Origin of the sequence: Streptococcus infantis (genome assembly GCF_047460875.1) — a bacterium.
Taxonomy (GTDB): domain Bacteria; phylum Bacillota; class Bacilli; order Lactobacillales; family Streptococcaceae; genus Streptococcus; species Streptococcus infantis_AA.
Genome location: NZ_JASHFI010000002.1, coordinates 86,068 through 100,875 on the forward strand (window position 1 = coordinate 86,068; position 14,808 = coordinate 100,875).

Consider the following 14,808-nt stretch of genomic DNA (forward strand, 5'->3'; position numbering starts at 1 on the left):
ACCAAAAAACCCACCCAATGGGCAGGTTCTGTGTGTATTGTTCAGCTAGATTAAGCTTTACCTTCTGAACCGAATACGTCGATACGTTCTTCAACTGATGCTTGGATAGCTTTGACACCGTCAGCCAAGAATTTACGTGGGTCGAAGAGTTTCTTCTTGTCGTATTCTGCTTCGTTTGCTTCGTAGTCACGAGCGAATTTACGAGTTGCGTTAGCGAATGCGATTTGGCATTCAGTGTTAACGTTAACTTTAGCGACACCAAGTTTGATAGCTGCTTGGATTTGCTCATCAGGAATACCTGATCCACCGTGCAATACGATTGGGAATCCTGGAAGAGCTTCTGTCAATTTTTGCAAGTGGTCAAGGTCAAGACCTTCCCAGTTTGCTGGGTAAGGACCGTGGATGTTACCGATACCAGCTGCCAAGAAGTCAATACCAGTTGCAACCATTGCTTTAGCGTCTTCGATTGGAGCCAATTCACCTTTACCGATGATTCCGTCTTCTTCACCACCGATAGTGCCAACTTCAGCTTCTACTGAGATACCTTTAGCGTGTGCTTTTTCAACAACGTCTTTAGCCAATTTAAGGTTTTCTTCAACTGGAAGGTGTGAACCGTCAAACATGATTGAAGTGTAACCAACTTCGATACACTCAAGTGCATCTTCGTAGTGACCGTGGTCAAGGTGGATAGCTACTGGTACAGTGATACCCATTGATTCTACAAGGTTAGCGATCAAGTTGCGAGCAACTTTGTAACCACCCATGTATTTAGCAGCACCCATAGAAGTTTGGATCAAAACTGGAGCTTTTTTAGCTTCTGCTGCGCGCAAGATTGCTTGAGTCCACTCAAGGTTGTTTGTGTTAAATCCACCAACTGCATAACCGTTGTCACGAGCTGCTTGGACAAATTTTTCTGCTGAAACGATTGCCATTTTATCAGGCCTCCTGTATATTTTTATGGGACATCCCATTTACATTGTTCATTTTATCACTTTTTAGCAAAAAAAGCTAGTTTTTCCCATACTTTAGATTGAATTTCTTCTATTTTAAAATATGTAAACCTTTTCCTAATTGGTCTAAGGCAGGTTCATGTAAAATACCAAGTTATTTTCATTTCTTTCAAATCTATAATCAATTTCTTCGTTCTCTAACAAACTTTTGACTACGAAGAGTCCCAAGCCAGCTCCCTTGCTTTGTCTACTAGAAGCCGTGAAGGATTGTTCAAATTTATCCTGCTCCTCATGTGTACAGGTGTTCTCTATAAACACCCAACCATCTTTTATACCAATTTTCAGATAGCCACCTTGAACAGAGTGTTTCACCGCATTGCTGATAAGATTGGAAAGAATGAGCTTGAGTACCGAAGGATTTAGATAAGTTTGTTGATCAGTGAGTTGATTCACTACTGATATTTCTCTCTCTTTTGCTAATAAGTTATAATCCTTTAATAGAAGATCTGTCATTTCAAGAAGATTGATTTCTTCCTTCTTATCCCGCAACTCCTGTACTGAAGAAAGAGATAGGATTTGCTGGACATGGTGACTTAAATCATCCACAATTCCTAGAGAAACTCCAAGGTAATGGTCTCTATCTTTATAACGTCCGATATTGGCTTGCATATTCTCCAGAAGAATCTTTAGACTAGCTAGAGGTGTTTTCAGTTCATGGGAAGCACCTCGCAAAAACTCAACCTTCATCTTTTCTAGTTGGAGGATGGCTTCATTCTTTTCATGTAAGTCCGCAATAACGGTCAAGAGATGCTGATAGAGGCTATTGATTTGTTCTTTGAGATCCCCAATTTCATCCTTAGAATCCACGCACAAACGCACTTCCGCATCCAAATCCATCATCCGACGTGTTACTCGCTTGATTTCCAATATAGGAGCAACAATGGTTCTAGCATAGATAAAGGCGATGAGAAGTGAAATAATGAAAGAAGCTAACAGAGTATAGGGTAGAAATTGCAGACTCATATCTTCTGCTTCTTTCTGCAAATCCATAGAAGCTAAAAACTGTAAGGTCATCGTCTGACCATCCTTAGTTTGAACTTCTCTTTCCTCAATAACCAAGGAGGCCGTTTGTCGTTGTTTATCAATGGGAAGATTATCATTGACTTCCAACTTATCCTGAGTCATCTCACCCTTGATGGATCCCTTAATATCACTACTTTGAGAATAGAGTTCAAGGACTTCCTGGATAGTTTGACTGTCCTTTCCTTTGAGAGATTGCGCAATTTCGGTAGCCTTGAGGCCTATGCTCTCCTGACGGTGACTGAGATAGGTCGATGGAAAGAGGAAATAGATGGCCAAATGCAAACAAATGACCAAGCTAGAAAATACCGAGAAGGTATAGATAAAAATTTTTTTAAATAAACCTGAACGTCTCATTTTCTCTCCAATTTATAACCAACATTGCGCACGGTAAGAATACAGTCTAAATCCAATTTTTTCCGTAGTTCCTTGATATAGACATCGATCACTCTGTCAAAAGGGACCTCATCTGTCATCTTCCATACAGCATCGATAATCTGTGACCGTGTTAAGGCTCGACCTTCATTTTTTACCAGATAATCTAAAATTTCCAGCTCTTTTGCATTCACTGCAACTTCTTGACCAGCTACTTTAGCGCTATAACTGTCAAAGTCTACCTGGGTGTCCCTATAGGTAAAAATACGACCAGTATCATAATAACGTTTAAAGATGGCATCCACTCGTACTTTTAACAAAGATAGAGAAAAAGGCTTTTCCAAATAACCATCTGCTAATGCAGCAAAGGCACTCATCTTATATTCTTCGTCCTGAAAGGCTGTCAACATCAAGACTGGAACTTGGCTACTTTTACGGATTTCTGACAAAACCTCTAAACCATTTAGTTTCGGCATTTGAATATCTAAGAGAACCAAGGCAACTTGGTGATTGAAAAATTGTTCTAAGGCCTCAAGGCCATCTGCTGCCTGAATGATTTCATAGCCACAATCCGTCAAATAGTCACTAATTCCCTCGCGGATCATGTCTTCATCTTCTACAATTAGAATTTTCATATAAATCCTTTTCTATCAAAAATGCTACCTATATTATATCTCATTTGACTGAGAATAGGTAGCATGTTTTTTTATTCACTATCCAACAAGAGTTCTTTTGGTTGTTTAAAGAGGAGATTGCTTGAAGCAAGTGCCATAACTAGTACTACTAGAACTAAGCCAAGTACAAAGATGATGGCAAAGTCAGAAGGTTGAATAGAAATATCCAGACTTGAAAGAGTTTTACTAAATCCGTCAACTTCTGCACCACCACCAAGATTAGAGGCTTGGGCTGCCTTACTAGCCTGCTTAGCTACATCTGATGTGACATTTGCAAGAACTGTATTTCCAATGGCCCGAGCAGTATAGTTGGCTAAGAAGTAAGCTGAAATTAGTGCTGGAATTGCAATCATAACTGCTTCTGTGATAAATTGACCTAGAATACTTGCCTGTTTTAGACCAATTGAAAGGAGAATTCCAACCTCTTTACGACGGGCGTTAATCCATAGTGTCAGTAAGAGAGCAAGTAGAAGAACAGAGAAGCTCAAGCTACCCCAGAAGAGAAGATTAGCCATCTTGTACATGCCTGAGATAGATTGTTCAAGGGCAGGATAGTTAGATGAACTCTTAATCAAGCTATACATCTTCCAGTTGATGCCGTTGATAGACCCTAATTCTTGCATAACAGTATCTAGATTCTTATCTCCAGCCACAAAGAAGGTAGCATCTCCATAAATAGCTGTATCTTCTGTATAACCATAGAGTTGGGCAGCTGTGTGAATATCTGTGATAGCTGTATTTTCATAAAGTTCTTGTGAGTAGGTTACAGCAGATTTGTTATGTCCATCAAAGAGTCCTTTGATCGTTACTTCTACTGTTTCCTTGGCTCCTTTTTCATTATCTGCATCGTAGATATTGGAGTTCAGTTTGACCTTGTCTCCTACCTTCCAGCCATGTTTAGCAGCCAAGTCTTTGTGCATGAGAATTTGATATTTGTCATCGTTTGTTAAATGCTCTCCTTCGACCAGTTTGTAAGAGCCTGACACAAATTTGTCTTCTTTAGCCGAATCATTAACTCCTGTGATCATCAAGCTACTTCCAAAACGTTGAGCTCGATCTGCAGTTAGATTTTTCTTGGTTTCAGGCGTTTCAATCAGTTCATATCCTGTCAAATCACCAATAGCATTAATCCGTTTAATGTAGGATTCAATAGACTTATTCTCGGTAATTTTTTTGATATCTTCACCCTTGATATTCCCAGCACCACGTGGAGTTCCTTGATTGACCCTGCGGTTGATTTGCATGGAGAAACTATTGGTGATATTTTTAAAGGTTTCTTGAGAAGCCTTGGTTGTCGCTCCCTTGATTGACAAGCCGACCAAACTCAAGCTAGCCATCAAGAGAATGATAAGAAAGATCACAATAGACTTGAAAAATTTTCTTGTGACATAGGCAAATGCGTTGTGTAACATAAGATTCCTTTCTAGATTTACTTCCGTTTTTAATATGTTTAAAAGTTTTAGTTACTGTTTGTTCTTATTTCAGTCAGTTTCTTATCCTTCAATTCCAGTGTAATATCTGATGCTTGTGCTACTTCCTTGCTGTGGGTCACAACGATCACACACTTGCCTGTTTTCTCAGCAAGAGATTTGAGCAGGTCAATAATATCTCCAGCAGTCTTAGGATCCAAGTTTCCTGTTGGTTCATCCGCTAAAATCACTGGTGCTTCCGATACAAGGCTACGAGCAATGGCAACACGTTGTTGTTGTCCACCTGATAATTGGAGAACATTCCTCTTGATTTGACTTTCATCTAAACCAAGTTCAAGAAGAGTATCCTTGCTAGCTTTTTTATTAACCAAGCGGATATTTTCCAATGGAGAAAGATAATCAATCAAGTTATAGTTTTGGAAAACCAAAGAAATATGATGCATTCGGTGATAAGAATAACCTTGTTCACGAATATCCTTGCCTTCGAATAGGATAGCACCTTCGACTGGGCTATCAAGTCCTGCTAATAGAGATAAGAGTGTTGACTTCCCAGCTCCTGATTCTCCGATAATACTATAAAACTTGCCAGGTTCAAAATCGTAATTGATTTTATACAATACTGCTTCTGCAGTGTTTTTGTAACGATAAGTAAGATCTTGTAATTGTAGTAAAGTCATGATTTCTCCTTTATTAACTGATAGATGATAAAATTTCTTTCGGTGATTTTCTAAATAAAAATAGGAAACAAAGTGCAACTGACAAGCAGCTGATGATAAGTAGGAAGATATAAGATTCTCCAAATGATAGAAGATTTGTTGAAAGGTTCGTTGCTTTTGCTAGCGTATCTTGTAGTGCAGCTTGGTCGCCGCTTGCTAGTACAGTCTTCAAGAGATAGGAAGTAATGGCATTCCCAGCTACAAATGCCGGCAAAATAGATGCCAATGAAACTATGATGACTTCTAGGCAGAATTGGCTAAAGATTGCTCCTTTTCCCTTCCCTAGTGCCAATAAAATACCAACCTCGTAGACTCGCTCTCGTAACCAAAGAGATAAGACCAAGATCAGCGCTCCTACACCAGCAATCATAATGCCATAGAGGAAAATCTGTAGGAAGGTTTGGAAGGTCGAAACTGAATCCTTGATTTGTTCAAAAGCCTTATTTTCCTTCTCGACTTGGAAACCTTTAGTTTCCAGGGATAACTTTTCAACTTCTTGAATGATACTATCCATATCTTTTGGATTTTCTATATAAAAACGAGCGGCGCTAACTTGAGCTTCCTTATTTCCAAGAAGAGTTTGGCTACTTTCGAAGTCTGTATAGACCGTGTTTTCACTAAAATCTGAGCTAAGACCAGTGAATTTTTCTTGCTTCTTACCTGAGAAAATACCTACGATTTCATAGTCTAGCCTTTGTCCACTATTTCCTTCAACTTGACCAGGATTTAAGCTAATCTTATCTCCTACTTTTAGATTGTTTTTATTTGCTAAATCTTCATGGATTAAGATTTTTTTGCTATCTCCTTTTTGGATATGTCTTCCTTCTTTAAGGGTAAAAGCAGAGCTAGTAAAGGAGACATCCTTAGAGGAATCTTCTAAAGCTATCAAACTGATGAGATTTTTTTCAGCCTCTGTCAAATCATCCCTTTGAATACTTTGTTCTCCAGTAACCACTTCTTTGTCAGTTAACTTAGCTATTGTTTCTAGCTCAGGTGAAATATTCTCAAGACCCTTTATCTTTTTAAGCTCATCTAGTTGGGACAGTTGAAAGGTCTGATCTGCTTCTATTCTTTTAATAGAAAAAGACGTATTCAATGAGCGAAAGAGATTATTTTCTACTGTTTTGTTGGACTTCATAAGCGTCAAACAAGCTGAAATTCCTGCCAATAAAACAAATAGAATCAAGAATAATATGAGACTTCTCAGTCGTTTTCTGCTGACGTAAGCCCAAGCTCTTTGAGTGGGATTCATATAGCACCTCCATATTTGTAAAACCATTATAATATTCAAATATGAAATGTTTATGAAATAAGAAAAATTTTTGAAATAAAATAAGCCAGTATTTCTACTGACTTTATATTTATAAATCCCCCAGATTAAAACAGAGAAAATGCAGCAACTAAACCAGACAGGATGTTAGCTAGTGCATGTATGATCCAACTTGTTAAAATGGAGCCTCCAGCTTTCTTTTCATTAACAAAACCAAGATAAGCTGCTATTGCTCCAGTAAAAAATATAATGAAAAAAGTGACTTCTAAACTTACTACTGAAGCAAATAATACTCCATGAAGCAATCCAAAAGCGATAGCCTGTATCGTATTTGCAAAGACAAACGGCATGTGATTTGCCATTCGTTTCAGTAGAAATCCTCTAAATAGCAGTTCCTCTGGCAAAGATGTTTGCAAAATACTGTAAATTAGAATACTTGGTAAAGCCTTATAGCCCATACCAGAAAAAGCCGAAGTAGCCGTTTCTATACTACGTGTTAGAGGAAAGGTAAACATATAAAAAATAGTAAACAAGAGAAATCCACCAATTATCCATGAGATCAGATCAGAATCTTTAACCCTTTTAATAGATTTTAAACCAATCCATTCTATAAATGGGACTTTCCCCCTCATAGTCAGAAACCACCAGATAGAAGGTAGTAAAATAATAAAGAGAATTTGAATAAAGGCACTTATGATTCGTTGAAGTTCATTAACCATCGAAATCCCCCTTTACATTTTTGAAAAACTTATTTTAAATACTATATGACTATCTACCCCTCCTTTCCTAACTTTTATATCCGTTTTAACTAAACCTATTAGTATCTATTACTCGATTATCTTCATAAAAGACTTTTTGTAGTTACTTTATATATATTATAACACTTTTTAAATTGAAAGAAAAAACTACAAGAAAAAGGTATTCTTCTCCTGTAGGTTTATTGCTATGCATTCCAACAAAAAAGAGCTAGCCCAAGCTAACTCACTACTATGCGGAGAGAGGGACTTGAACCCTCACGACCTAAAGCGGTCACAGGATCCTTAGTCCTGCGCGTCTGCCAATTCCGCCATCCCCGCGTCGATTACTTTACTAGTATATCAACTTTCACAAACTTTGTCAACACTTTTTTCAGATTTTTTTCAGTTTTTTTGAATACATTATTCTTTGATTTCAACTAGATTTTCATCAAGAAGTTTCGCTCCTAATGTATTCTTAAAATGTCTAAGAGCAAACTGATGGTTTTCAGGCCAAATGGATGCGACTGCTGGCTTGACAACTTCTATCTGATACCCAAGATTATAGGCATCGATAGCCGTATGCAAGACACAAATATCTGTAAGAACACCTGTTAAGATAACTGTATCCACGCGACGCTCTCTCAGACGGATATCTAAATCTGTGCCAGAAAAAGCCGAATAGTGACGTTTGTCCATCCAGAAAACACGACTATCCTGGGCCTGTTCCTGATAAAATTCAGCTAACTTACCATATAGATTACGCCCGCTAGTCCCAATCAGATTATGAGGGGGAAATAGTTTACTTTCTGGATGAAAGACATCATTTTCCTCATGAGCATCAATGGTAAAGAAAATATAATCTCCACGGTCAAATGCTAATCTAGTTACCTGATTGATTGCTTCTGATATTACTTGAGCAGGAGCTCCTGCTGTCAATTTTCCATGATCCGCTACAAAATCTTCTGTATAGTCAATAGAAATTAAAGCCTTAGCCATTAATAGTCCCTCTTTTTCACTTCTTCAAAAATATCTGGGATTAAAACTTTTAGATAAGTTCCCTTCATACCCAGTGAACGACTTTCGATAATGCCTGCAGATTCGAGTTTACGAAGAGCATTGACAATCACTGAACGAGTAATACCGATGCGATCTGCGATAACTGAAGCTGTCAATTGTCCTTCTTTGCCATCTAGTTCTGCCAAAATTGCAGAGACTGCACGCAATTCAGAATATGATAGTGTATTGACCGCCATAGTCACTGCTGTGCGACGGCGGATATTTTTCTCATCTTCTTCACGTTGGAAATTCAAAAGCTGAATACCAACCACCGTGCTGGCAATCTCAACAAGAATCAAATCCTCATCTTCGAATTTCTTGTCATTTCGCCAAATAATCAAAGAACCCAATCGAATCCCAGAAACGTGGATTGGAGCAATAGTTGTTAAACCATCTGGGAAGTCTGAGCGACTTTCAGTTGGGAAAATAGTCAAATCATGTTCCACAGGGAGGTTGGCCTCCGTATCGTAGATCATATTTGCCCCTTGGATATAGTCCTCAGGGAAAATCTTTGTTTGGAAGAACTGCTCTACACGATCGGTGTTTGTCTTATAGCGCATAAAGTAGCCCAACAAACGCCCCTTGCTATTGACGATACAAGCATTGCAGTCGATGATATCGGCTAATTGACGTGTAATGGCATTATAGGGAAGTTCATCCTGTAGTTGCTCCTCCGAACGCTTTAAGATAGATGTGATTTTTCTCGTTTTTTCTAATAAATGTGCCATTTTTCACCTCGTATTTAATCGCTTCCATTATATCACAAAACTGTCTTTATTTCAATAATTATCTGAAAATTGCTTATTGCATTGCAATTCTCTTACATTTGCAATTTTTTATATTTTTTTCAATTTTCTTGTTGACAGGTCCCTCGTTTTTTGATAATATAATATCACAAGATAACAAATATATAAATATCACTTCTAGTATTGATTTTTACGTAACTCTCGGTCTCCTTATATATAAAAGCGATCCACCTCAGTGAACCGCTTTTTTTATTATTTATCACCCTTGTTACGAATAACGAAGCCTGTTTTCTTTTCGCTAGATATTGTGCGAGGTTTTTTGTTGTCCTTACGGTAACGTTTTTCCTTATCAAAGCGGTCGTTTTTGCGACTGCCTTTTTTGAAATCATCCCGACGTTCACCACGACGATTGTCACGACGGCGTTCACGATCACGACGGTCATCTCCACGACGACCTCCTCGACCATCCTTGCCTTTACCACCAAAGCCATTACCTGATGGTTTAAACGGCAGTGGTTTTTCACGTGCAATCTCAACTTCTGGAAGACTGTCTGGATCCTGAACTGTTAAGCTAAGAATGTACATAGCCAATTCTTCAGGACTGAATTCAGCTGCTAATTTACGGGCATCTTTGCTAAATTTCTCGAAGTTTCCACGAATAGCTTCATCAGCAAAATCACGTTCAATTTTCTTGAGAGCAACTTGTTTCTTCGCTTGGAAGGCTTCTTCTGCACTTGCAGGTTTGAGACCTTTCATGCGTTTCTTAGTCAAGTTTTCGATGATTTGGAGATAGCCCATCTCATTAGGTGAAACGAAGGTAATAGACTGACCCGACTTACCTGCACGACCTGTACGGCCAATACGGTGAACATAGCTCTCAGGATCTTGAGGAATATCATAGTTGTAGACATGGGTCACACCTGAGATATCTAAACCACGAGCCGCAACGTCAGTTGCTACGAGGACATCAAGGTTGCCATTCTTAAAATCACGAAGGACACGAAGGCGTTTGTTTTGGTCCAAATCTCCATGAATCCCTTCTGCACGGAAACCACGGATTTTAAGTCCACGAGTTAACTCATCTACACGACGTTTGGTACGACCGAAAACGATAGACAATTCTGGTTGTTCAACATCCATAAGACGAGTCATGGTATCAAATTTTTCTTGTTCCTTAACGCGGATATAGTACTGGTCTACCAGTTCTGTTGTTAATTCTTTAGCAGCAATCTTCACATGCTCAGGTTCATTCATAAACTGAACCCCGATACGTTTGATGGCATCTGGCATAGTTGCTGAAAAGAGTAAGGTTTGACGATTTTCTGGGACACGAGAGATAATGGCTTCAATATCCTCAAGGAAGCCCATATTGAGCATTTCATCTGCTTCGTCAAGGATGAGAGTTTCAATATCTTGCAATTTCAAGGCTTTGCGTTTGATCAAGTCTAGGAGACGACCAGGCGTTCCAACTACGATATGAGCTCCTGATTTAAGTGCCTTGATTTGCTTTTCGATACTTGAACCACCATAAACAGAACGGACTTTTACACCCTTGCTTCGACCAAAGCGGAAAAGCTCCTCTTGGCTTTGAACTGCAAGTTCACGAGTTGGTGCAATGACCAAGGCTTGGATAGTTGCTTCTTCTGTACGAATTTTTTCAAGGGTTGGTAAGCCAAAGGCTGCTGTTTTCCCTGTACCAGTCTGTGCTTGACCGATAACATCTTTTCCTTCAAGAGCCAAAGGAATAGTTTGCTCTTGGATAGGACTTGCTTCTACAAATCCTGCTTTATCAACTTCTGCCAAAAGGTCAGCAGACAAGTTAAATTCACTAAATTTCACGTTTTTCTTCTTTCTAAAGGTGGTGCGAAGCCACCCTATAGCGCTTAGTTTATACTTTTCTTTTCATGACGGTTTTTCATATCTTCTATGAAAGATCGTGTTGCTTCTTTTCCACAAAAGAAAAGTACTGCTTTCTTTGCAACTTATCTAGTATAACACAAGAAATGGTTAAAAGATAGTCAGACCATCTGATTAAATCATGTAAACGATTTTCTTTCGATTTTCTTTCGATTTTCCATCGATTTGCTTCACTCAAAAAGTATTTGTTAGAGCATTCAGTTCCTGAAACTATTTTCCGTAGCAGATTTGTGCAAAAGTCTTTTTCTTGTGCTAGAATGAAAATCGAACAGGAGGATTTAAAAATGTTAACATACGATTTAATTGTTATTGGATTTGGTAAGGCAGGTAAAACTCTTGCTGCCAAACTAGCTTCAGCTGGTAAAAAAGTTGCCCTTATCGAACGCAGCAAAGCAATGTACGGTGGAACTTGTATCAACATCGGTTGTATTCCAACTAAAACCTTGTTAGTTGCTGCAGAAAAGGACTTGTCATTTGACGAAGTCATGGCAACAAAAAATACAATTACGAGCCGTCTCAATGGTAAAAACTATGCTACGATCGCTGGTACTGGAGTTGATATCATTGATGCCGAAGCCCACTTCGTTTCAAACAAGGTAATCGAAATTCAAGCTGGCGATGAAAAACAAGAACTAACTGCTGAAACAATCGTCATCAACACTGGTGCTGTTTCAAACGTATTGCCAATTCCAGGTCTTGCGACTAGCAAGAATGTCTTTGACTCAACAGGCATCCAAAACTTGGAACAATTACCAGAAAAACTCGGAATTCTTGGTGGTGGAAACATTGGTCTTGAATTTGCTGGTCTTTACAACAAACTCGGAAGCAAGGTAACAGTCTTGGATGCTCTAGATACTTTCCTACCTCGTGCAGAACCTTCCATCGCAGCTCTTGCTAAACAATACATGGAAGAAGACGGCATCGAATTGCTTCAAAACATCCATACTACTGAAATCAAAAACGATGGTGACCAAGTTCTTGTTGTGACTGAAAATGAAACCTATCGTTTCGATGCCCTTCTCTATGCAACAGGACGTAAACCAAATGTTGAACCACTTCAACTTGAAAATACAGATATTGAACTTACTGAACGTGGCGCTATCAAGGTCGACAAAAACTGTCAAACAAATGTTCCTGGTGTCTTTGCAGTTGGAGATGTCAACGGTGGCCTTCAATTCACTTACATTTCACTTGATGACTTCCGTGTTGTCTACAGCTACCTTGCTGGTGATGGCAGCTACACACTTGAAGACCGTCTCAATGTGCCAAACACCATGTTTATTACACCTGCACTTTCACAAGTTGGTTTGACTGAAAGCCAAGCAGCTGATTTGAAACTTCCATACACTATCAAGGAAATCCCTGTTGCAGCAATGCCTCGTGGTCATGTAAATGGTGACCTTCGTGGAGCCTTCAAAGCTGTTATCAATACTGAAACTAAAGAAATTCTCGGAGCAAGCATCTTTTCAGAAGGATCACAAGAAATCATCAACATTATTACTGTTGCTATGGACAACAATATTCCTTACACCTACTTCACAAAACAAATCTTCACTCACCCAACCTTGGCTGAGAACTTGAATGACTTGTTTGCGATTTAACCTAAGATACACTTATGAAAAAACAACCTCCTTAGGGTTGTTTTTTTATCCAAAATCTCAAATCTATCTTTTCAAGCTTTTATGATATAATAGAAACATGAAATTAAAAACTACTTTGGGCCTTCTTGCTGGGCGTTCTTCTCACTTTATTTTGAGCCGTCTTGGCCGTGGAAGTACGCTCCCTGGAAAACTCGCCCTTCAATTTGATAAAGATATTCTACAACATTTAGCGAAGAACTACGAGATTGTTGTGGTAACTGGTACCAATGGAAAAACCTTGACGACCGCTCTCACTGTCGGTATCCTAAAGGAAATTTATGGTCAAGTGTTAACTAATCCTAGTGGTGCCAACATGATAACAGGAATCACGACTACTTTCTTGACTGCAAAATCTTCAAAAACTGGAAAAAATATTGCAGTTCTTGAAATCGACGAAGCTAGTCTCTCACATATCTGTGACTATATCCAGCCTAGTCTTTTCGTTATCACTAATATCTTCCGCGATCAGATGGACCGATACGGTGAAATCTATACGACCTACAAGATGATTTTGGACGCTATTCGAAAAGTTCCTACTGCTACTGTTCTGCTGAACGGTGATAGTCCGCTTTTCTACAAGCCTGCAATTTCAAATCCTGTTCAGTATTTTGGTTTTGATCTAGAAAAAGGTCCAGCGCAACTTGCTCACTACAATACTGAAGGTATTCTCTGCCCTGAATGTCAAAGTATTTTAAAATATGAGCTAAATACATATGCTAACTTGGGAGCTTATATCTGTGAAAATTGTGGATGTAAACGACCTGACTTGGACTACCGTTTGACAGAATTGGTTGAGTTAACAAACAATCGCTCTCGCTTTGTCATCGACGGCCAAGAATACGGTATTCAAATTGGCGGACTCTACAATATCTACAATGCTCTGGCTGCTGTCGCTATTGCCCGCTTCCTCGGAGCTGAGCCACAACTAATCAAGCAAGGATTTGACAAGAGTCGAGCTGTTTTTGGACGACAAGAAACCTTCCATATCGGTGACAAGGAATGCACACTGGTTCTTATTAAAAATCCTGTTGGTGCTACCCAGGCCATCGAAATGATCAAACTAGCTCCTTACCCATTTAGTCTATCTGTTCTCCTCAATGCCAACTATGCGGACGGGATTGATACCAGCTGGATTTGGGATGCTGACTTTGAGCAAATTACTGATATGGACATTCCTGAAATCAATGCGGGTGGAGTTCGTCATTCTGAAATTGCTCGTCGTCTACGTGTTACTGGCTATCCAGCTGACAAGATCACTGAAACAAGTAGCCTGGAACAAGTTCTCAAAACAATTGAAGCTCAAGACTGCAAGCATGCCTATATCCTTGCGACTTATACGGCTATGCTAGAATTCCGAGAATTACTAGCAAATCGTCAGATTGTTAGAAAGGAGATGAACTAATGGTTTATACTTCACTTTCCTCAAAAGACGGCAATTATCCTTACCAACTAAATATCGCCCACCTCTATGGGAATCTCATGAACACCTACGGAGATAATGGAAACATCCTCATGCTCAAGTACGTGGCTGAAAAGCTGGGTGCACATGTAACAGTTGATATCGTTTCGCTTCATGATGATTTCGATGAAAATCATTACGATATCGCCTTTTTCGGTGGTGGCCAAGACTTTGAACAAAGTATCATTGCTGGTGATTTGCCTGCCAAAAAAGAAAGTATCGAAAACTTTATCCAAAATGATGGTGTCGTTCTTGCTATTTGTGGTGGCTTCCAGCTATTAGGCCAATACTATATTGAAGCTTCTGGAAGACGCATAGAAGGTCTAGGTGTCATGGGACACTATACACTCAACCAAACCAACAACCGATTCATTGGTGACATTAAGATTCATAATGAAGAGTTTAATGAAACTTATTATGGCTTTGAAAACCACCAAGGCCGCACCTTCCTCTCAGATGACCAAAAACCATTGGGGCAGGTTGTTTACGGAAATGGCAACAACGAAGAAAAGGTCGGTGAAGGTGTTCACTATAAAAATGTTTTCGGTTCTTATTTCCACGGGCCTATCTTATCTCGTAATGCCAACCTAGCCTATCGCTTGGTCACTACTGCTCTTAAGAAAAAATATGGTCAGGACATTGTTCTACCAACTTACGAGGATATTCTCAGCCAAGAAGTTGCTGAAGAATACAGCGATGTTAAGAGTAAAGCAGATTTTAACTAATATTTAGATTCCAACTTGCTTCGGCTGTTGGAA

At 39.1% G+C, this 14,808-nt stretch carries 13 protein-coding genes and 1 tRNA gene; 3 read left to right on the forward strand and 11 right to left on the reverse strand.

What is annotated here, in order from left to right:
• Positions 1 to 50: 50 nt before the first annotated feature.
• The 11 genes from QM887_RS02390 to QM887_RS02440 form a co-directional block, all read right to left on the reverse strand.
• Positions 51 to 932, reverse strand: coding sequence for a class II fructose-bisphosphate aldolase (locus QM887_RS02390; protein WP_033688381.1), 882 nt, complete (start codon positions 930 to 932; stop codon positions 51 to 53).
• 144 nt (positions 933 to 1,076) lie between these two features.
• Positions 1,077 to 2,387 (reverse strand): sensor histidine kinase VncS, encoded by a 1,311-nt coding sequence (gene vncS / locus QM887_RS02395; protein WP_414270317.1) that lies wholly within the window; start codon positions 2,385 to 2,387, stop codon positions 1,077 to 1,079.
• Positions 2,384 to 3,040 (reverse strand): response regulator transcription factor VncR, encoded by a 657-nt coding sequence (vncR, locus tag QM887_RS02400; RefSeq protein WP_414270318.1) that lies wholly within the window; start codon positions 3,038 to 3,040, stop codon positions 2,384 to 2,386. The genes vncS and vncR overlap by 4 nt, the downstream gene beginning before the upstream one ends.
• A gap of 71 nt (positions 3,041 to 3,111) precedes the next feature.
• Complete coding sequence (gene vex3, locus QM887_RS02405; protein WP_414270319.1) at positions 3,112 to 4,491, reverse strand: ABC transporter permease subunit Vex3; 1,380 nt, start codon at positions 4,489 to 4,491, stop codon at positions 3,112 to 3,114.
• A 47-nt stretch (positions 4,492 to 4,538) separates the two neighbouring features.
• Positions 4,539 to 5,186, reverse strand: a complete 648-nt coding sequence (gene vex2, locus QM887_RS02410) for an ABC transporter ATP-binding subunit Vex2 (RefSeq protein WP_016466097.1) — start codon at positions 5,184 to 5,186, stop codon at positions 4,539 to 4,541.
• A 13-nt stretch (positions 5,187 to 5,199) separates the two neighbouring features.
• Complete coding sequence (locus tag QM887_RS02415) at positions 5,200 to 6,477, reverse strand: ABC transporter permease (RefSeq protein WP_414270320.1); 1,278 nt, start codon at positions 6,475 to 6,477, stop codon at positions 5,200 to 5,202.
• A gap of 125 nt (positions 6,478 to 6,602) precedes the next feature.
• Complete coding sequence (locus tag QM887_RS02420) at positions 6,603 to 7,214, reverse strand: CPBP family intramembrane glutamic endopeptidase (RefSeq protein WP_414270321.1); 612 nt, start codon at positions 7,212 to 7,214, stop codon at positions 6,603 to 6,605.
• A gap of 271 nt (positions 7,215 to 7,485) precedes the next feature.
• A tRNA-Leu gene (locus QM887_RS02425) sits at positions 7,486 to 7,571 on the reverse strand.
• A gap of 81 nt (positions 7,572 to 7,652) precedes the next feature.
• Positions 7,653 to 8,228: a cysteine hydrolase family protein gene (locus tag QM887_RS02430; protein ID WP_414270322.1), complete on the reverse strand. Its 576-nt coding sequence runs from the start codon at positions 8,226 to 8,228 to the stop codon at positions 7,653 to 7,655.
• Complete coding sequence (gene codY / locus QM887_RS02435) at positions 8,228 to 9,016, reverse strand: GTP-sensing pleiotropic transcriptional regulator CodY (RefSeq protein ID WP_049548420.1); 789 nt, start codon at positions 9,014 to 9,016, stop codon at positions 8,228 to 8,230. The genes QM887_RS02430 and codY overlap by 1 nt, the downstream gene beginning before the upstream one ends.
• Before the next feature lie 270 nt (positions 9,017 to 9,286).
• On the reverse strand, positions 9,287 to 10,873 hold the full coding sequence (locus tag QM887_RS02440) for a DEAD/DEAH box helicase (protein WP_414270323.1): 1,587 nt from the start codon (positions 10,871 to 10,873) through the stop codon (positions 9,287 to 9,289).
• Positions 10,874 to 11,235: 362 nt separating this feature from the next.
• Between QM887_RS02440 and QM887_RS02445 the strand changes: the two genes are divergently transcribed.
• From QM887_RS02445 to gatD, 3 genes are all read left to right on the forward strand, one after another.
• A complete protein-coding gene (locus tag QM887_RS02445; protein ID WP_414270324.1) occupies positions 11,236 to 12,552 on the forward strand; it encodes an FAD-containing oxidoreductase in 1,317 nt (438 codons plus the stop codon).
• A gap of 97 nt (positions 12,553 to 12,649) precedes the next feature.
• The gene (gene murT / locus QM887_RS02450; protein ID WP_414270325.1) at positions 12,650 to 13,993 is read left to right on the forward strand and encodes a lipid II isoglutaminyl synthase subunit MurT; all 1,344 of its coding nucleotides are present in this window, start codon (positions 12,650 to 12,652) and stop codon (positions 13,991 to 13,993) included.
• On the forward strand, positions 13,993 to 14,775 hold the full coding sequence (gatD, locus tag QM887_RS02455; RefSeq protein WP_414270326.1) for a lipid II isoglutaminyl synthase subunit GatD: 783 nt from the start codon (positions 13,993 to 13,995) through the stop codon (positions 14,773 to 14,775). Before murT ends, gatD begins: the two co-directional genes overlap by 1 nt.
• Positions 14,776 to 14,808: the final 33 nt, after the last annotated feature.

Excerpts from the sequence above, each read along its gene's own strand:
- QM887_RS02390 (WP_033688381.1), bottom strand. The coding sequence starts at position 932 with ATGGCAATCGTTTCAGCAGAAAAATTTGTCCAAGCAGCTCGTGACAAC.
- vncS (WP_414270317.1), bottom strand. The coding sequence starts at position 2,387 with ATGAGACGTTCAGGTTTATTTAAAAAAATTTTTATCTATACCTTCTCG.
- vncR (WP_414270318.1), bottom strand. The coding sequence starts at position 3,040 with ATGAAAATTCTAATTGTAGAAGATGAAGACATGATCCGCGAGGGAATT.
- vex3 (WP_414270319.1), bottom strand. The coding sequence starts at position 4,491 with ATGTTACACAACGCATTTGCCTATGTCACAAGAAAATTTTTCAAGTCT.
- vex2 (WP_016466097.1), bottom strand. The coding sequence starts at position 5,186 with ATGACTTTACTACAATTACAAGATCTTACTTATCGTTACAAAAACACT.
- QM887_RS02415 (WP_414270320.1), bottom strand. The coding sequence starts at position 6,477 with ATGAATCCCACTCAAAGAGCTTGGGCTTACGTCAGCAGAAAACGACTG.
- QM887_RS02420 (WP_414270321.1), bottom strand. The coding sequence starts at position 7,214 with ATGGTTAATGAACTTCAACGAATCATAAGTGCCTTTATTCAAATTCTC.
- QM887_RS02430 (WP_414270322.1), bottom strand. The coding sequence starts at position 8,228 with ATGGCTAAGGCTTTAATTTCTATTGACTATACAGAAGATTTTGTAGCG.
- codY (WP_049548420.1), bottom strand. The coding sequence starts at position 9,016 with ATGGCACATTTATTAGAAAAAACGAGAAAAATCACATCTATCTTAAAG.
- QM887_RS02445 (WP_414270324.1), top strand. The coding sequence starts at position 11,236 with ATGTTAACATACGATTTAATTGTTATTGGATTTGGTAAGGCAGGTAAA.
- murT (WP_414270325.1), top strand. The coding sequence starts at position 12,650 with ATGAAATTAAAAACTACTTTGGGCCTTCTTGCTGGGCGTTCTTCTCAC.
- gatD (WP_414270326.1), top strand. The coding sequence starts at position 13,993 with ATGGTTTATACTTCACTTTCCTCAAAAGACGGCAATTATCCTTACCAA.